Origin of the sequence: Saccharothrix ecbatanensis (genome assembly GCF_014205015.1) — a bacterium.
Lineage (GTDB): Bacteria > Actinomycetota > Actinomycetes > Mycobacteriales > Pseudonocardiaceae > Actinosynnema > Actinosynnema ecbatanense.
The window spans coordinates 8742973-8760596 of sequence record NZ_JACHMO010000001.1; the positions used below are offsets into that span (position 1 = coordinate 8742973).

The window sequence follows — 17624 nt, forward strand, 5'->3', positions numbered from 1 at the left end:
GGGTCGCCTGGGTTGCCAACAGCGTGGCACAGCACTGTGCGCCAGGCCGTGATACCGGGTGGGGGCGCGGCTGACCAGGTCGGTTACCCGATTGTGAGATCGGCTCCACCGCGTTCGTAGACTGCCACCGTGCTGACCATGCAGGATGCGCTGCTCGCGCTGACCAGGTACTGGACCGAACGGGGCTGCGTCGTCGTGCAGCCGCACAACACCGAAGTCGGCGCCGGTACGTTGAACCCCGCCACCGTGCTGCGGGTGCTGGGGCCTGAGCCGTGGCGCGTGTCCTACGTCGAGCCCAGCGTGCGGCCCGACGACGCGCGGTACGGCGAGAACCCGAACCGGTTGCAGACCCACACCCAGTTCCAGGTGATCCTCAAGCCCGACCCGGGCAACCCGCAGGAGCTCTACCTGGGCAGCCTCGAAGCGCTGGGCATCGACGTCCGGGCGCACGACGTGCGGTTCGTGGAGGACAACTGGGCCTCGCCCGCGCTGGGCGCCTGGGGTCTGGGCTGGGAGGTGTGGCTGGACGGGCTGGAGATCACCCAGTTCACCTACTTCCAGCAGGCCGGCGGCATGTCGCTGGACCCGGTGTCGGTGGAGATCACCTACGGCATCGAGCGGATCATGATGTCGCTCCAGGGCGTCGACCACTTCAAGGACATCGCCTACGGCCCCGGCATCTCGTACGGCGAGGCGTTCGGCCAGGCCGAGTACGAGATGAGCCGCTACTACCTGGACGACGCCGACGTCGAGGCGAACAAGCGGCTGTTCGAGGAGTACGCCGCCGAGGCGCGCCGGATGCTCGACGCGCGTCTGCCCGTGCCCGCGCACAACTACGTGCTGAAGTGCTCGCACGCGTTCAACGTGCTGGACGCCCGTGGCGCGATCAGCACCACCGAGCGGGCCCGTGCGTTCGGTCGGATGCGCGGCCTGGCCCGTGAGGTCGCCCAGCTCTGGGCGGCCCGCCGCGAGGAGCTGGGCCACCCGCTCGGCCTGGTCGAGGCGCCCGCCGCGGCCGTGCTGCCGAAGACGTTCGCCGACGTTGCCGAGTCGAGCACGCTGCTGTTCGAGATCGGCACGGAGGAGCTGCCGCCCGCCGAGGTCACCAGGACCGTCGAGGCGGTCGGGAAGGCCGTGGCGGACAAGCTGGGCGCGACCAGGCTGGCGCACGGCGCGGTCGAGGTGCACGGCACGCCGCGTCGGATCGTCGTGCTGGCGCCGGACGTCGCCCCGCGTGAGCCGGACGCCGAGAAGACCGTGCGCGGCCCCCGCGTGTCCGCCGCCTTCGAGGCGGACGGCAACCCCACCAAGGCCGTGCAGGGCTTCGCCCGCGGTCAGGGCGTGGACGTCGACGCGCTGGGCCGGGTCACCGAGAACGGCGTCGAGCACGTCGCCCTGGTGCGCACCGACCCCGGTCGTGGCGCGGTCGAGGTGCTCAGCGGGCTGCTCGGCGAGGTGGTGGCCGAGCTGCGCGCCGAGAAGAACATGAAGTGGAACGACCCGAAGCTGTCGTTCACCCGTCCGATCCGCTGGCTGCTGGCCCTGCTCGGCTCCACGCCGGTGCCGGTCGCCGTGTCGTCGCTGGCCGCCGAGCCGAAGACCCGCGTGCACCGCACCGCGTCCACGCCGGTGGTCGACGTGCCCACGGCCGACGATTACCTGGAGTTCCTGGCCGGGCACGGCATCGACGCGTCGGCCGAGGTCCGGAAGGCCGCGATCGTGGCGCGTGCCGAGGAGCTGGCCGCGTCCGTGGGCGGGGTCGTGGACTTCGAGGGCGTGCTGGACGAGGTCACCAACCTGGTCGAGCGGCCGACCCCGCTCCTCGGCTCGTTCGAGGAGCGCTACCTGGAGCTGCCCGCGCAGATCCTCACCACCGTGATGCGCAAGCACCAGCGCTATCTGCCGGTGCGCGCCCAGGACGGCTCGCTGCTGCCGCACTTCGTCGCGGTGGCGAACGGCGAGGTGGACCAGGACCTGGTCCGTGCGGGCAACGAAGGCGTGCTGCGCGCCCGGTACGAGGACGCGGCGTTCTTCTGGCGGGCGGACCTGCGCACGCCGTTGGAGGACATGAAGGCCGGGCTGGAGAAGCTCACGTTCGCCGACAAGCTCGGCTCGATGGCCGACCGGGCAGGTCGGATCGCGGCGCTCGCGGGACGGCTGGCCGCGGTGGTGAGCCCCGAAGGGGTCGGCGCAGTGGACGACACGCTCGCGAGGGCGGGTGCGCTGGCCAAGTTCGACCTCGGCTCGCAGATGGTGATCGAGCTGTCCAGCCTGGCCGGTGTGATGGCCCGTGAGTACGCCGAGCGGGCGGGGGAGACCCCGGAGGTCGCACGGGCGCTGTGGGAGATGGAGCTGCCGCGCTCGGCGGGTGACGCGCTGCCGTCGTCCACGCCCGGTGCGCTGCTGTCCCTGGCCGACCGGTTCGACCTGCTGGCCGGGCTGTTCGGCATCGGGGCCAACCCCACCGGCAGCTCCGACCCGTTCGGCCTGCGGCGGGCGGCGCTGGGCGCGGTGAGCGTGCTGCGGGCGTTCCCGGAGCTGAAGAACATCACCCTGACCAAGGCGCTGTCGCTGGCCGCCCAGGAGGTGGGCGTGCAGGGGCTTGAGGTGTCGGCGGAGGCGCTTGAGGTGGCCCGCGAGTTCACCGTGCGGCGGTACGAGCAGCAGCTGCTGGACGCCGGGCACGACCACCGGTTCGTCAACGCCGTGCTGCCGTTGGCCGACGCGCCCGCGGTGGCCGACACGACGTTGGCCGAGCTGACCGGGTTGGCCGGTGACGCGGACTTCGCCGGGCTGGTCGCCGCGTTGCAGCGGGTGCGGCGGATCGTGCCCGCGGACACCGTGGGCGAGTACGACCCGCAGGTGCTCGTGGAGCCGGCCGAAGTGGCGCTGCACAAGGCGTTGGCCGACGTGCCCGCCGGCGTGACCGGTCTGGCCGCGTTCGTGGCCGCCGCGTCCGGGCTCACCGGGCCGGTGAACACGTTCTTCGACGAGGTGCTGGTGATGGCCGAGGACCCGGACGTGAAGCGGGCCCGGCTCGGGCTGCTGGCCGCGATCCGCGACCTGGCCGCGCCGGTGTTGGACTGGCAGGCGTTGGGCACCGCGCTCGGCCAGGGCTGAGCCGCACAGGACGTCCCCGGACATACGAAAATCCCCGCCCCCGGATGAACCGGTGGGCGGGGATTTTCGTCGTGCATCGCTACATGTCGCGGTTGTACAGGCTGCTCGTCCCCGACTGGGAGAGCGTCTGCGAACTGGCGACGGCGATGGTGCGGTCCGGCGTGACCTCTTCGGCGGCAGCCGGCCCGGCGCCCAAGGCGAGCAGTGCCGCGGCGGTCGCGGCCACCAGCGCTGCGGGGATGATTCTCACGCTGTTCTCCTCACACACCCAGCCAGGGTTCGGCAGGCGACACCATCGCACAGAAAACGGTCCGACGGGTAGTCCCCTTTCGCACGCACCGGCTCCGTGACCAATCGGGTGCGGAGCGTGATAGGTCAACTTGCAGGCGTCCTACCTGCACTTTCAAGGAAGAGTGACGGCTTGCTCACCTAATGGTGCAGCCCATTCGGTGCCTCTCGGTTGCTACGTCTTGACGAACCCGCTCCCAGAAGGATGGAATTCGCGCCATTCCGTTTTCCACCGTCGACGTCGATGTGCCGTGCAAGGGGTTGGCGAATGCGAAGGCTTCCCGGGGTCGCGTCCTGCGTCCTGCTCGTACTGCTCGTCGCGTCGTGCAGCACGCCGGTCGACCCGCTCGCGCCACCGACCGGCAGTCGCGCGCCGAAGCCGGTGGTCGGCGTGATCCTGCCGGACCGCGAGTCGTCGGACCGGTGGGAGGACCAGGACAGGTCGCTGCTGCTCCAGGCGCTGAGCTTCGCGGGCGTCGAGGGCGTGGTGGAGAACGCAGACGGTGACGAGGCGAAGTTCGCGTCCATCGCCGACGAGATGATCGGCCGCGGGGTGAACGTGCTGATGACCACGCCGCTCACGCCCGAAGGCGGCATCGCGGTGGAGCGCAAGGCCAAGGACGCCGGCATCCCGGTGATCAACTACGACCGGATCAGCCTGGGCGGCACGGCCGAGTACTACGTCTCGTTCGACAACCTCAACGTGGGCGAACTCCAGGCCGAGGGCCTGCTCGGGTGCCTGGGCAACAAGAACGCCGCGCAGATCATCGAACTCCAGGGCGCGCCGACGGACAACAACGCCACCTTGTTCTTCGACGGCCAGCGCCGCCTGCTCGGCCCGAAGTACGACAGCGGCTCGCTGCGGCTGGTCGACAGCAAGCCGATCGACCAGTGGGACGCGGCGATCGGCAAGGCCACGTTCGAGCAGATGCTGTCGGCCAACGGCGGCGTGGTGGACGGCGTGGTCGCCGCCAACGACGGGCTGGCGGGCGCGGCGATCGAGGTGCTGAAGGCGAAGGGCCTGGCCGGACGGGTGCCGGTGACCGGTCAGGACGCCACGCTCGAAGGTCTGCGCTCGATCCTGCGCGGCGAGCAGTGCATGACCGTCTACAAGCCGATCCGGGACGAGGCCGAGGCGGCGGCGCGGCTGGCCATCGCGTTGGCCCGCGGCGACCTGAGCGGCGCGGACGACCTGGCCACCGGCAACACCCGTGACCTGGTGGCGAAGCGGGACGTGAAGTCCGTGCTGCTGGGCGCGGAGCTGATCACCCGGGACAACGTGCGGACGCTCGTCGCCGAGGGCGCGGTCAAGCCGGTCGACCTGTGCGCGGGCGACACCGCCGCGGCCTGCACCGAGCTGAACATCCTGGCGAACTAGGCGGCCCCCGGGCCCGGCAGGACGTCGATGTCGTCGGGCCCCATCGGTCCGCCGCACTCCGAGCAGTGCAGTTCGACGTGCGCGATCCGGCCGCACGCGTGGTGGCGGTAGAGCACGGGCGGCCCCTCGTCGCCCGCGGTCCAGCGGTCGCCCCAGCGCACCATCACCATCAGCAGCTCGACCAGCTCGGTGCCCTTCGGGGTGAGCGCGTACTCGTGCCGCGGTGGCTTGGCCGAGTACTCGCGCCGTTCCAGCACACCCTGCTCGACGAGCCACTTCAGGCGTTCCGCGAGTACCTTGCGAGAGATGCCGAGTTCGTCCTGGAGTTGGTCGAAGCGGCAGATACCGACGTAGACGTCCCGCAGGATCAGCGGTGACCACGGTTCGCCGATGACGTCCAGGGTGCGCGCGATGGAACACGCCATGTCACCGAACCGGGTCCGCTGCATGGAACCAGCCTAGCGGAGTGGGTTCCCTCAGGGAACTAGCCCTGCTACGGTTGAGTTCCCTGAAGGAACTTGGAGGTGTATGATGGCTCGACCGCCCGTTGTCCCGCCGCAGGAGTGGCAGGCCGCCCTTGACGAACTGCTGGTCAAGGAGAAGGAACTGACCCACGCGCTGGACGCGTTGGCCGCCCGGCGGCGCAGGCTGCCGATGGTCCGGCTCGGCACCGACCACGAGTTCACCGCGCCCGACGGCGCCGTGGTCGGTCTGACGGACCTGTTCGAGGGCCGTCGGCAGCTCGTCGCCTATCACCACATGCTCGCGCCGGGGAACGACCACCTGTGCGAGGGCTGCTGCTCGTTCGTCGACAACCTCGCCGACCAGGTCCACCTCAACGCCCGCGACACCACGTTGATCCTCATGTCCCGCGCACCGCAGGACGAGATCGCCCCCGTGCGCGAGCGGATGGGCTGGACCATTCCGTGGTACTCGGCGCGCCAGGCGTTCTACGACGAACTGGGGCTGGGCGGCGGCTTCGGGCTGAGCGTCTTCCTGCGTGACGGCGACGAGGTGTTCCGCACGTACTTCACCAGCGGGCGCGGCGTCGACCGGCTGCGGATGGACTTCAACCTGCTCGACCTGACCCCGTACGGGCGTCAGGAGAAGTGGGAGGACTCCCCGGAGGGCTGGCCGCAGACGCCGACGATGGAGTGGCTGCGACTGCGTGACGAGTACGAGGTGTGATCGCCGGGTTCGCTACGCCGCCTCCTCGTCGTCGTGTCGCCCGGAGATGAACTCCTGCACGCGGATCTTCACCCGGATGAGCGGTTGGCGGATGCGGGCCTCCCGCCGGTACGCCCGGCGCAGCTTCCGCGAGCCCTCGGTGTAGCGCCAGCGTGCCCACGGTGAGCCGGGCCGGGCCAGCCGCAGCGCGCCGATCTCCGGCAGCACCGGCACCAGCAGCCCGAGCAGGCCGGTCCACACCTTGCCCTTGAGGAGAGCCACTATGGCGAACCCGAGGTTGACCAGGATGATCAGCACCCGCAGCCCGACGCCCTCGCCGTAGAACTCGTCATAACCCAGCGGCCGGGCGCCGATCAGCAGCAGCCCGGTCATCCCGATGGCGAGGAACACGGCGTCGACCGACAGTCGGCCGTCCTTGGTCCAGTACACGTCCCGCAAGTGCAGGATCAAGGCGAACTCGTCGAGCACGAGGGCCGCGCCCACGCCGAGCAAAGTGGCTGCGGCAACCCGCACCCCGTGCTGGTCGTCCGGTGACGCCAGCCCGATCACGCCGCCGAGCAGCATGAAGACGGTGCCGAACACGACGTGGTGGATGTGCGTCCCGTTGGACGTGATGTTGCCCGGCCACCAGCGCACCTTCGCCCTGATCAGGCGCACGCTGATGCGGATGAGGACGAACGTGACCACCAGGCCGAGGAAGAAGAACAACAGCCGCGACTGGGGCAGGTGGAGCGTGTGCACGACTCCATCTTCACCCGGCCGGGTCACTTGAACGTGATGTCGCCCTTGATGTCCCCCGCTTGCACGACCTGGACGACCTTGCTGCCCAGGGAGCCGGAGATCTGGTTGTTCACCCGTCCGGTCTGCGTCACGGTCGTGTGCCCGCGCAGTGCGGCGCCGAACTCCGGATCCGCCTCGACGGTCCGCTCCAGCACCTCGCCCAACGCCTTCACCTGTGGCGAGTCTTCGGGAGCGCCCTCGGCCGCGGTGAGCGCGGCGGTGGCGACGGGGTCATCGGCGAACTTCGCCCGCACGAGTTCGTACAGCCCGGCGACGGCGCGTGAGGCGAGTGAGGCGGCGATGGTCAGCAGCACCGGTTCAGTCATCAGGAGACTCCCTGTGATCGCGGTCTCGCTCACCGTAGCAGTGCGACTCGCCGCATTCTTCTGCTCGACTGCCGGCGGGATCTCATGGTTGACTGTCTTCGGTCGTACCTTTCTGTGTTCGTGTTCCACCACGCTCGCGGATCGGAGTTGCGGGCGCCGAATCTTCCTCGCCAGGAAGGGGCCGGGGCCCACGCTGACCCGGTGGTCGCAAGCGCGATCCGGCACCTGTTAGAGGAGAAGTAGCAAGATGGCAGTTGAGGGCACCGTCAAGTGGTTCAACGCGGAGAAGGGCTTCGGCTTCATCTCCCCGGACAACGGTGGCGCCGACGTGTTCGTGCACTACTCGGAGATCCAGAGCAACGGCTACCGCACGCTGGAAGAGAACCAGCGGGTGGAGTTCGAGATCGGCCAGGGCCAGAAGGGCCCGCAGGCGCAGTCGGTTCGACCGCTCTGACCTAATCCGGGTCACCACCAGGACCTGGATCTTATCGGGCCGCCATCCCCTTCACCGGGGGGTGGCGGCCCGATTCGCGTTCTCAGGTGGTCAGCGCGGGGGTCTGCACGACCTCTTCGCCGTAGACGCGCTTGCCCACCAGCCGGGCCTCGTCGAACACGAAGAACGCCGCCGTCCGCACCAGGAACGCCCGCCCGGTGGGCTCCTCGCCGCGGAGACTGCCCAGGTGGGTGCCCCGCAGCTCCAGCTCCACGATCACCGCGTCGTCGGCGTGGCGTAATTCCACCAGCCGGCTGCGCTGGTCGGGGAAAGCGTCGCGGACCCGGGCGTAGTACCCGGCGACCTCGGCCCGGCCGTCGAACACCTGCCCGGTCGCCACGATCTCGCAACGCGGGTGGTCGAACGTGCGGACAGTGGCGTCGAACTCGTGTTCGTTCTCCGACTCCAGGTGCTCCAGGACGATCGCCTCCCGCAGGGCCCGCAGTGCCTTGGACGCGGTCATGCGCGCGTTTCCCTCCGGTTCGTCGGTAGCTGACGACGAAACACGGGCGTGCGCGACCAGTCAAGACGCATCTCATTCGCGGTGTCGCGTTCACCCACGTGCGACGGGCGCACCCGGCCGGTCGGAGTGGTGCCGATTGGTCCTATTGCCGGTGCCACGTGACCCCCTACCGGACGTACTCAATCGCTTACCTGCGGCTTCCCCGGTAAGGCCGTGGTGAACACTCCACGGCCTTACGGCGGGCGGCTTATGGACGCATTTCGTAGGCGCCCGACAGTGCGGCCACCTCGTGCCACACGCGTTCGAACCGGGCTTGGTCGACAACGGGCTTGCGGACCTGCCCGAGTGCCCACTCCTGTTGCGCCCCGGTCGACGACGCCTTGCCGTGCAGGGCGACCGCATAGGCGGAGAAGTCGCGCACGAGGACGTCGAACACCTGGTCGAGCACGTCGGCGTCGACCCCGGTGATCCCGGCCTGCTCCAGCACGAGCCGGCCGTAGACGACCAGCGTGAAAAGGTGGCCGAGGTTGAGCAGGAAGTCGAGGTCCTTCTGCTGCTCGTCGTCCGGCGCGGCCTTCGTGAGCAACGTGCGCAACGCCTGTGCCTGCTCGTGGAAGCGGGCCACGTTGGGCACGTGCGCGTGGTCGCGGTAGGCGGTCTCCCAGTCGTGGAACCGGATCTGCCCGAGGCCGCGCGCCGGGCCCTGCCGCCAGAAGAACTCGTCGTCCGCCGGGTCGTGCCGGGTCGGGACCTCGGGGTACTCGGCCGGGTTGAACAGGTAGTTGGGCATGAACTTGAGCACGAGGGCCAGGTTCACGTGGACGGTGCCCTCCAGCTTGGGCAGGGCGCGGATGTCGCGGGCGGCCATGGAGAAGTAGGTGTCCTTCTCGAAGCCCTTGGCCGCGATCACGTCCCACAGCAGGTCGATCACCCGCTCGCCCTCGCTGGTGACCTTCATCTTGGTGATCGGGTTGAACAGCAGGTAGCGGCGGTCGTCGGGGGAGGCGCCGCGGAAGTAGTCCACCGAGCGGTCGGCGAACAGCTTCATGGCCGTGAGGCGCGCGTAGGCGTCCACGAAGGCCTGTCGGACGTGCGGGAAGTCGGTGACCCGCTTGCCGTACAGGATCCGGTTGTGGGCGTGGGTGATGCTCTCGTAGAACGCGTGCTCGCCGATGCCGATGGACGCCGTGCACAGGTTGAACTTGCCGACGTTGACGGTGTTGAGGGCGGCGCTGAACGCGTCCTGGCCGGTGTGCAGGATGTCGTCGGCGGCCACGGGGTAGTCGTCCAGGCGGAACTCGCTGACGAACATCTGGGAGTCCACGATGTTCTTGACCAGCGTGAACCTGTCGTGCTGGGAGTCGACGGCGAAGAAGACGTAGCCGTCCGGGCCCTCGACGTCCGCGCGGCGGCCGAACACCGAGACCATGCCCGCGACGTTGCCGTTGCCGATGTAGTACTTGCCGCCGGACGCGGTGAAGCCGTTCCCGGTGGGCGTGAGCACCATGTCGGTGGAGTAGACGTCCGCGCCGTGCTCCTTCTCGGACAGTCCGAACGCGAAGACCGCGCCGCCGTCCAGGAGTTCGGCGGCCTTCTTGCGGGCCACGGCGTTGTCGCTCATCCAGATGGGACCGAGGCCGAGCACGGTGACCTGCCAGGCGTACCAGTACTGGAGGCCGTAGAAGCCCAGGACCTCGCTCAGCGCGGCGTTCCGTGCGGCGTCCCAGCGCTTGTCGGGGTCGCCGTCCGCTTCGGACGCCGGCGTGCAGAAGGTGGCGAACAGCTTCTCGCGGCGGACGAAGTCCAGGAACTCGGTGTACCAGACCTTGGCCTGGTCGTCCGCGATCAGGCGGCGCTTGCCGCGCTCCTCGAACCAGTCGATCGTCGCCCGCAGCAGGCGGCGGCTCTCGGGGTCCAGGTGACCGGCGTCGTACGTGTCGGGGTGGAACAGCACCGGGGTTCTCCCTTCGTCGGCGCCGCACGCTACCAGTCGGTAACTTGTCTGGCCGGTCCATCGCGGACAGCGAGTGTCGGACCCCCGGCGTACGGTGCTCTGCGTCACAAAATCGAGGAGAACGCCATGCACCTGCTCGCCATCGGCACCCGTAAAGGCCTGTGGCTCGCGACCAGTGGAGACCGCAAGTCGTGGAGCTTCAGCGGACCGCACCACCCCATGACCGAGGTCTACGCGGTAGCGATCGAGAACCGCCGTGAACGGCCGCGGCTGCTCGTGGGCACGACGAGTTCCCACTTCGGCCCGACGGTCGTGACGAGCGACGACCTCGGCGAGACCTGGCAGGAGCCGGACCACGCGCCGATCGCGTTCCCGGAGGACGCTTCACTGGAACGGGTGTGGCAGTTGGCGCTCACACCCGACCCGGAGATCGTCTACGCGGGCACGGAGCCGTCGGCGCTGTTCCGCTCGGAGGATGGCGGCCGGACGTACTCCCTGGTGGAAGGGCTGTGGAAGCACCCGCACCGGGAGCGCTGGGAGGCCGGCTTCGGCGGGCAGGCGATCCACACCGTGCTGCCGGACCCGGTCGACCCGCTGCGGCTGACCGTGGCCATGTCCACCGGCGGGGTGTACCGGACGTTCGACGGCGGCGCGTCGTGGGAGGCGAGCAACACGGGGATCAAGGCGTACTTCCTGCCCGACCCGTACCCGGAGTTCGGCCAGTGCGTGCACAAGGTCGGCCGGCACCCGGCCGCGCCCGAGCGGCTGTTCCTCCAGAACCACCACGGCGTGTACCGGTCCGACGACGCGGGGGCGACGTGGCGGTCGATCGCCGACGGTCTGCCCGCCGATTTCGGCTTCCCCGTGGTCAGCCACCCGCACAAGCCGGACGTGATCTACAACTTCCCGCTCGTCGCGGACGGCGACCGCTTCCCGCCCCGTGGCGAGTGCGCGGTGTACCGGTCTTCGGACGCCGGCGAGTCGTGGGAGGCGTTGCGGAACGGCCTGCCGGACGGCTTCTGGACGGCCGTGATGCGGGACGCGATGTGCACCGACGCGGCGGACCCGGCGGGCGTCTACTTCGGCTCGCGGTCGGGTGAGGTGTACGCGAGCACGGACGAGGGCGACAGTTGGCGGCGGATCGCCGAACACCTGCCCGACGTGGTGTGCGTGCGGGTCGCGGAGGTGTGATCGCGGTGCGAGTGCTCGTGCTGATCCCGGGGCCGCTGCGGCAGACGGCCGACAACCAGGCGAAAGTGGAGGTCGACCTGCCGGAGCAGGCCACCCTGGGCACCCTGCTCGACCACCTGGCCGCGCGGTACCCGTTGCTGGACCGGAGGCTGCGTGACGAGCGGGACGGCCTGCGCCGGTACGTGAACTTCTACGTGGACGGCGAGGAGTGCCGCCGACTGTCCGGCGCCGACACCCGGCTCACCCCGGACACGGAGGTCCAGATCCTGCCGTCGGTCGCCGGCGGCTGAACCCCTACTTGGCGATCACCCGGTACAGCGGGCGCAGCGCGTCGGTCACCGGGCGTCCGTCCACGACCAGCGGTTCGAGCTGGTCCAGCAGGGCGTCCGGGCGTCGGCGCACCGGCTCGGCGACGTCCGGCACGACCTCGGCGACCTTCGGTCGCACCCAGAACCGGTCGAAGTCCGGCTCCTCGGTGGCCGCTTTGGGCACCTCGGCGGGGATGGGCGCGCGCAGGTCGCGCAGCCGGTCCAGCAGGTCCTCCCGGGACCGGCCGCGCCAGGCCAGGATCTCGAACGGGTCGGTGTCGAACGACTCGGCGAGCAGGTAGCAGGTGGCGGCCAGGTGCTTGCACGGCACTTCCCAGTCCGGGCACGTGCAGTCCATGTGCAGCTCGCGCATCGTGCTGGGGAACAGGGTGAGGCCGAGGTCGGCGAACACGTCCTCGATCTCCGGTGGCATCTCGCCGGCGAGCAGCTTGGCCGCGAAGATCGCCCGGTCCGCCAGCGCGTGCTCGATGCGCCGCCAGTCCTCGTCGCTGAACTTCCGCACCCCGATCCGCGCCCGGTACGGCTCCGGACGTGTGCCCGTCACCAGCGCCACGACCAGGCTGGAGGACAAGGACATCGTCATCACCTGCCCGGACCTCGCGTACGTGCGGCCCCGGCTCAGGCGTGCGGCCATGCCGAACGACTCCAGCACCTCCAGGAACCGCCGTGACCACCACGTCTGCGCGATGTCGCCCCGCTTGCTGCGCAGCGTCAGGCCGCCTTCGACCCGCATCGGCCGCGACGGCGGGTACCGGTCAGTCACCGACGGCCTCCCCGGACAGGGCGAACAGGTCGCGCAGTTCACCGGTGGACAACTCCGTCAGCCAATCCTCGCCCGCCCCCACCACGAGCTGCGCCAACCCGCGCTTCTCCTCGATCATCCGGTCGATCCGCTCCTCCAGCGTGCCGACGCAGACGAACTTGCGCACCTGGACGTGGTTGCGCTGGCCGATGCGGAACGCCCGGTCGGTCGCCTGGTCCTCCACCGCCGGGTTCCACCACCGGTCGAGGTGGATGACGTGGTTCGCCGCGGTCAGGTTCAGCCCGGTGCCGCCCGCCTTCAGCGAGAGGACGAAGATCGACGGGCCGTCCTTCTCCTGGAACCGCCGCACCATCTCGTCCCGTGCCCTCTTGGGCGTGCCGCCGTGCAGGTAGAGCACCTCGGTGTCGAACCGGGCGGCCAGGTGCGGGACGACCAGCGAGCCGAAGGCGGTGAACTGGGTGAAGCACAACGCCTTGTCGCCGTCCGCGAGGGCTTCGTCCAGGATTTCCTCCAGCCGGGCGAGCTTGCCCGACCGGCCGGCGATCCGTGAGCCGTCACCGAGCAACTGCGCCGGGTGGTTGCAGACCTGCTTGAGCCGCGACATCGTGGCCAGCACCAGCCCCTTGCGCTTGACCCCTTCGGCCTCGGCGATCCGCGCCAGCATGTCGTCCACCACTGCCTGGTACAGCGTGGCCTGCTCGGCGGTCAACGTGCAGAGCTGCTTGACCTCGATCTTGTCCGGCAGATCGGTGATGACCTGCGGGTCGGTCTTGAGCCGGCGCAACACGAACGGGCCGGTGATCCGCCGCAACCGGACCGCCGCGTCCTCGTCGTGGTGTCGTTCGATCGGCACGGCGAAGCGGGCGCGGAACGTGTTGATCGTGCCCAGCACGCCGGGGTTGACGAAGTCCATGATCGACCACAGCTCGGCCAGCCGGTTCTCCACCGGCGTGCCGGTCAAGGCGACCCGGTGCCGAGCGGGCAGGGAGCGCACCACCCGTGACTGCCGGGTCGAGCTGTTCTTGATGTTCTGCGCCTCGTCCAGCACCACGCGGTCCCACGAGACGTCGGCCAGCTTCCCACCGTCCCTCGCAACCACCGCGTACGTGGTGATCACCAGGTCGCAGGCGACATCCAACGCCCGGTCAGCGCCGTGATAGACCCGAACCTCCAGCCCTGGCGTGAACCGTGCGGCCTCCCGCTGCCAGTTGCCGACGACCGACATCGGACACACCAGCAACGTCGGCAAGCGCCGACCACCTCGCCGACTATGAGCCTCCAACGCCAACAGCTGAACGGTCTTCCCCAGCCCCATGTCGTCAGCCAGGCACGCCCCCAACCCCAACCGGTCGAGGAACACCAGCCAAGCCAGCCCCCGCTGCTGGTAAGGACGCAACTCGGCGACCAACCCAGGCGGCTGCGCGACCGGCTCGAGGTGGTGCTCCACCTCACCGGACAGCAGGTCGCCGAGCCACCCCGTGGCCTCAACCCCGTTCAACGGCAACGGCAGGTCCACATCGTCCGGATGCAGCCCGGAATGCAACAACACCTGAGCCGCCGTCATCTGCCCCCCACCGCGCTTGAGGAAGGCGAGCCCGGCGGCCAGGCGTTTCGGATCGACGTGCACCCACTGACCACGGACCCGGATCAACGGCACCTTGGCCGAGGCAAGCGACAGCAACTCGTCCTCAGTCAACCGCCCATCACCGACCGCGAGCTCCCACCGGTAGTCCACCAGGACTTTCAGCCCGAGCTCGCTCTCCTTGGCCACCTCACCCGCCGTGCCGCGACTGGTGGCGTTCAGCCGCAACCCGAGCCGGTGAGGCTGGCGCCACCACGAGGGCAGCATCACGCCAAACCCGGCCTCCGCCAGAACAGCGGCGTGCTGGAGGAAGTCGTAAGCACCCTCGACATCAAGCTCCAACTCCACCGGTCGACGAGCCGCCAGCGCCCGATCCAAAGCCGGATAAAGCCGCCCCGCCCGACCGAGATCGCCGAGGAGGACGTCCTCAGGCCGACCAACCCACCGCCGCAGAACAGCGTCCTGCTTGTGCCACAACTGTTCTGCGCTAACCAGAACACTCGGCTCGTCCACCGCCTGCAACAGGAATTCGACCCTCCACCCGTCCTTGGACGGACCACCCTGATCAGGTGAACTCAACCGAAAACAAGTCCGAACAGGACTCTCCTGCAACCCACTGGCCCGCCAAGCAGCCAACTTCGACCGAAGCGCCCCCACCTCCCCTTCCACCTGAGGATCACCAACCAACGCACGAAGCCAACGACCAACAACCCCGTCGCCACCCACGACAAAACCGGCCAGCGCACCCCGCACTTCACGATCAACCACCCGGTCCAACACCTCAAGCACCAGGTCGCCGGCCCCGTCATCACCCCTGAACGACGGCGGCACACTCGCCCGAAGCGCCGCGTACCGCAACGAGTCCACGCCGGACAGAGCAGAACGCCACCGAGCACACCCATCCCCGTCGACAGAGGGAAGAACCCGCCCCCGCCGAACCAACTCCCGCCCAAAGTCAAGAACGTCAACCAGGAACTTCCCAGAAGCCCCAACCCGACAATCCGGCAACGCTTCGACAGGCATCTCGTCCACCCAAACAACAGGAACCAACCACTCACGCCACCGAAGCGCCCCCCGCCGAGACGAGGGCGACTCCCGAACCAACTCAGGCGACTCAACCGGCCCACTCGCATAGGACGGCAACCGAACGGACAGAGCACCAACCTCGCCGCCCCCGAGCAACAAGGCCAAGGCGTCCCCGGAAACCGCGAAGGGATGCCCGATAGCCACCCGAGGCAGTCGTCCGACAACCCGCCCAGGCAACAACGAGTCCTCAGCCCACAAAGCGACCCGCCCACCAGCCACGCCCAGCGCGTGCAGCACCAACACCCCTGCACTATCCGCCCAACACCCACCCCACCCCCCACCGGGTCCACACCACCCAGCCCAAACCACCCACCGAACCCACCGCCGCCAGTGGCCCGTGAACACCGACCGAACCAGCCCACGACATCACCGCAGACCCAATAGCCCTCAGAATCGGATGGCTGATCGCCCATCGGGATCCACAGTGATGCCGTGCGCCCACCAGCCGACTGGCGTGGGCAGACCCGGGCCGGGTGTCTCGCCTAACGTGAAGCCGGTATCGCAGACCTCGCGGACGAGCAGGTCAGGAACACCACCAAAGCGGACCCGCCGGCGGCCGACGAGGCCCGATTTGACATGGGTTCGGGTGCCTTAGGCTGGTCAGAGCCGGCAGGCTTGGCGGGCGCTCTTTCCGCCACGCCTGCCGGCTCTGGCCTGCCTGGGGTGCCCGTACGGGCCCCATGTCAAATCGAGCCGGACCACCCCCGGCACGCCACCGAGCCCGACGGAACTCCATCGACCGGCCGAATCCAATCCGCCCGATCCGATCCGACCTGCCCGATCCGATCCGCCCGATCCGATCCGCCCGATCCGACCTGCCCGATCCGACCCAACCGACGCGACCCGAAATCAGACCGTCACGCTCGCCGCAACACCTCCGCCCCCTCATCGGACAACGCCCGCCCAGGCACATCCGGATCGCAGCCCACCTTCGCCACCCGCGACCGGATCGACGTAGGTGATCGTTCCAACCGTTTGGCGATAGAGCGGATCAGTTCAGCAGTCGGGACATCCTGCGACGCCGCCATCCACTCAGCCCGCAGATCGTCATCCAACTCTTCCGTCCACGGCTGATTGGCGTTGGCAGGCCGATCCGGCCGATCCCGGGACGAGCCCGCCGGCGCTCCGCTCAACCGAGCCAAAGCCTCCAGAACCTGCCCCAGCATCTTGCCGATCTTCGCGCCCGCCTCAGCGGGCAGCCGGATCGAGCCTTCGGCCACCAACGCGCCAGACCCATCCACACCAGCCAAGTCAACCGACAGCCCGGAATCGGCGGTAGCGACCAACTGGTAGGTGGTGGAGCCGATCCGAACCGAGTTCTCATACGTAGTTGTCGTCATGTCGATGACGCTAGCCCAGGGGTCCGACAATTCCGCTCAACCGCAGAGCCGACAACCCGCCGCACCGCCGGCACCCGCCGCACCGCCGGCACCCGCCGCACCGCCAGCACCCACCACAACGCCAGCACCCACCGCACCACAGGCACCAGCATCAGCATCAGCACCCGCCAAGTACACCTTCAGGTGCTCGGCGATAGCCCGAGCCAGCCCAGGCGGCACCGCGTTCCCGATCTGCCTGGCCACCGAGATCTTCGACCCACACCACTCGAAATCGTCCGGGAACGACTGCAACCGCGCCGCCTCCAGGTGCGTGATCGGCCGGTCGACCCGGTGCCCGTCCTCACCCGGCTCCCACTGCGGATGCAGGTAACGGCCCTTCTCCGGCTTGTAGAACTCGGTCCGGATGGTCAGCGACGGCTGGTCCCAGCGCATCCGGCCCATCACGTCCGTCGTGCCGGTCTTCTTCTCCCGCCAACACCGGGGCAACAACTCCACCGGCAGGTCGAACCGACCACCGCCGGGCGGGATGTGCCGGTACCGCTCCAGCGACATCGGCGTGGGGTTGCGCCCGATGTGCAGGTCCGAGCTCTTGAACGGCCCCGGCAGTTCCCGACCGAAGAACTCGACCACGGACCCGGGCAAGGCCGTCGTCAACGGCTGCTCAGGCAGACCACGCAGCACATCCCCCACGGTGTGCCAGCGTTCCCGTGCATGCGTAGGTGTCGGCAGCGGAATGTGCCCGACCCGGGAGCCGATCACGATCGTCCGGCGCCTCCGTTGCGGCACACCGAAATCGGCCGCCAGCAGGATGCCGTAACTCAGCTCGTAGCCCTCGGTCTCGGCCTGGAGCAACGCGAACTCGGTCGATGCCAGGAACCGGTCGACGTTCTCGATCACGAACACCGCCGGCCGGGCCCGCCGCACGAACCGCAGGTACTCACGCCACAGCGAGTTGCGCGGGTCGTCGACGTCCTTCGAGCCGAGGTTCGAGAACCCCTGGCACGGCGGGCCGCCCACGATCACGTCCACCTCGGGGATCGCGTCGTCCGGCACGGCCGCGATGTCCGACCAGCGGATGTGGTCCTCACCGAAATTCGCCGCATACGTCGCCGCCGCGTGCAGATCCCACTCGACCGCCATCACCTGCCGATAACCGCCCGCCGCGGCGAACCCGGAGGTCATGCCGCCACAGCCGGCGAACAGGTCGATCATGGACAGCACGGTGGTCAGGCTAGCCCATGAACAGCACCAACCGAGGTAACCCGACCCCGCCCGAAAACCGGTCTGCTCGCCGGCAACCCGGCCGGCACGCCCAGCGCCGCTCCAGCCCCCGGCTCAGCCCA

Annotated in this window: 16 protein-coding genes; 6 read left to right on the plus strand and 10 right to left on the minus strand. The window is 69.2% G+C overall.

What is annotated here, in order from left to right; all coding sequences use genetic code 11:
• Window positions 1-138: 138 nt before the first annotated feature.
• Window positions 139-3120 carry a glycine--tRNA ligase gene (locus F4560_RS38890; RefSeq protein ID WP_184929652.1) on the plus strand — a complete coding sequence of 994 codons (2982 nt, stop codon included), beginning with the start codon at window positions 139-141 and terminating at the stop codon, window positions 3118-3120.
• A 79-nt stretch (window positions 3121-3199) separates the two neighbouring features.
• Here F4560_RS38890 and F4560_RS38895 read toward each other — a convergent pair whose 3' ends face one another.
• Window positions 3200-3370 carry a hypothetical protein gene (locus F4560_RS38895; protein WP_184928039.1) on the minus strand — a complete coding sequence of 57 codons (171 nt, stop codon included), beginning with the start codon at window positions 3368-3370 and terminating at the stop codon, window positions 3200-3202.
• A 306-nt stretch (window positions 3371-3676) separates the two neighbouring features.
• On the opposite strand from F4560_RS38895, the gene F4560_RS38900 reads away from it, so the two are divergent.
• Complete coding sequence (locus F4560_RS38900; protein WP_184928040.1) at window positions 3677-4786, plus strand: sugar ABC transporter substrate-binding protein; 1110 nt, start codon at window positions 3677-3679, stop codon at window positions 4784-4786.
• Here the strand turns inward: F4560_RS38900 and F4560_RS38905 are convergent.
• Window positions 4783-5235 carry a winged helix-turn-helix transcriptional regulator gene (locus F4560_RS38905; RefSeq protein ID WP_184928041.1) on the minus strand — a complete coding sequence of 151 codons (453 nt, stop codon included), beginning with the start codon at window positions 5233-5235 and terminating at the stop codon, window positions 4783-4785. The two genes, F4560_RS38900 and F4560_RS38905, sit on opposite strands and share 4 nt — an antisense overlap.
• Window positions 5236-5317: 82 nt before the next feature.
• Here F4560_RS38905 and F4560_RS38910 point away from each other — a divergent pair, with 82 nt between their 5' ends.
• Window positions 5318-5974 carry a DUF899 domain-containing protein gene (locus tag F4560_RS38910; protein WP_184928042.1) on the plus strand — a complete coding sequence of 219 codons (657 nt, stop codon included), beginning with the start codon at window positions 5318-5320 and terminating at the stop codon, window positions 5972-5974.
• Between the two features lie 12 nt (window positions 5975-5986).
• Here the strand turns inward: F4560_RS38910 and F4560_RS38915 are convergent, their stop codons facing one another.
• A complete protein-coding gene (locus F4560_RS38915; protein WP_184928043.1) occupies window positions 5987-6715 on the minus strand; it encodes a hypothetical protein in 729 nt (242 codons plus the stop codon).
• A 23-nt stretch (window positions 6716-6738) separates the two neighbouring features.
• On the minus strand, window positions 6739-7080 hold the full coding sequence (locus F4560_RS38920; RefSeq protein ID WP_184928044.1) for a hypothetical protein: 342 nt from the start codon (window positions 7078-7080) through the stop codon (window positions 6739-6741).
• A 247-nt stretch (window positions 7081-7327) separates the two neighbouring features.
• Between F4560_RS38920 and cspE the strand changes: the two genes are divergently transcribed.
• Window positions 7328-7534 carry a transcription antiterminator/RNA stability regulator CspE gene (gene cspE, locus F4560_RS38925; RefSeq protein ID WP_033438411.1) on the plus strand — a complete coding sequence of 69 codons (207 nt, stop codon included), beginning with the start codon at window positions 7328-7330 and terminating at the stop codon, window positions 7532-7534.
• Window positions 7535-7616: 82 nt separating this feature from the next.
• Here the strand turns inward: cspE and F4560_RS38930 are convergent, their stop codons facing one another.
• Window positions 7617-8036, minus strand: a complete 420-nt coding sequence (locus F4560_RS38930; protein WP_184928045.1) for an ester cyclase — start codon at window positions 8034-8036, stop codon at window positions 7617-7619.
• 247 nt (window positions 8037-8283) lie between these two features.
• Window positions 8284-9990 (minus strand): acyl-CoA dehydrogenase family protein, encoded by a 1707-nt coding sequence (locus F4560_RS38935; RefSeq protein ID WP_184928046.1) that lies wholly within the window; start codon window positions 9988-9990, stop codon window positions 8284-8286.
• Window positions 9991-10116: 126 nt separating this feature from the next.
• Between F4560_RS38935 and F4560_RS38940 the strand changes: the two genes are divergently transcribed.
• Together F4560_RS38940 and F4560_RS38945 are read left to right on the plus strand one after the other, a co-directional pair.
• Window positions 10117-11181, plus strand: coding sequence for a WD40/YVTN/BNR-like repeat-containing protein (locus tag F4560_RS38940; RefSeq protein WP_184928047.1), 1065 nt, complete (start codon window positions 10117-10119; stop codon window positions 11179-11181).
• A 5-nt stretch (window positions 11182-11186) separates the two neighbouring features.
• Complete coding sequence (locus F4560_RS38945) at window positions 11187-11471, plus strand: MoaD/ThiS family protein (protein ID WP_184928048.1); 285 nt, start codon at window positions 11187-11189, stop codon at window positions 11469-11471.
• A 4-nt stretch (window positions 11472-11475) separates the two neighbouring features.
• Here the strand turns inward: F4560_RS38945 and F4560_RS38950 are convergent, their stop codons facing one another.
• The 4 genes from F4560_RS38950 to F4560_RS38965 all read right to left on the minus strand — a co-directional run bounded on the left by F4560_RS38950 (window position 11476) and on the right by F4560_RS38965 (window position 17493).
• Window positions 11476-12273 (minus strand): SWIM zinc finger family protein, encoded by a 798-nt coding sequence (locus tag F4560_RS38950; protein WP_312869737.1) that lies wholly within the window; start codon window positions 12271-12273, stop codon window positions 11476-11478.
• Window positions 12266-14203, minus strand: a complete 1938-nt coding sequence (locus F4560_RS38955; protein WP_512700351.1) for a DEAD/DEAH box helicase — start codon at window positions 14201-14203, stop codon at window positions 12266-12268. The genes F4560_RS38950 and F4560_RS38955 overlap by 8 nt, the downstream gene beginning before the upstream one ends.
• 1595 nt (window positions 14204-15798) lie before the next feature.
• Entirely contained in the window at window positions 15799-16281 is a 483-nt protein-coding gene (locus F4560_RS38960; protein ID WP_184928049.1) for a hypothetical protein, read from the minus strand.
• Window positions 16282-16317: 36 nt separating this feature from the next.
• Window positions 16318-17493, minus strand: a complete 1176-nt coding sequence (locus F4560_RS38965; protein WP_184929655.1) for a DNA cytosine methyltransferase — start codon at window positions 17491-17493, stop codon at window positions 16318-16320.
• Window positions 17494-17624 lie beyond the last annotated feature (131 nt).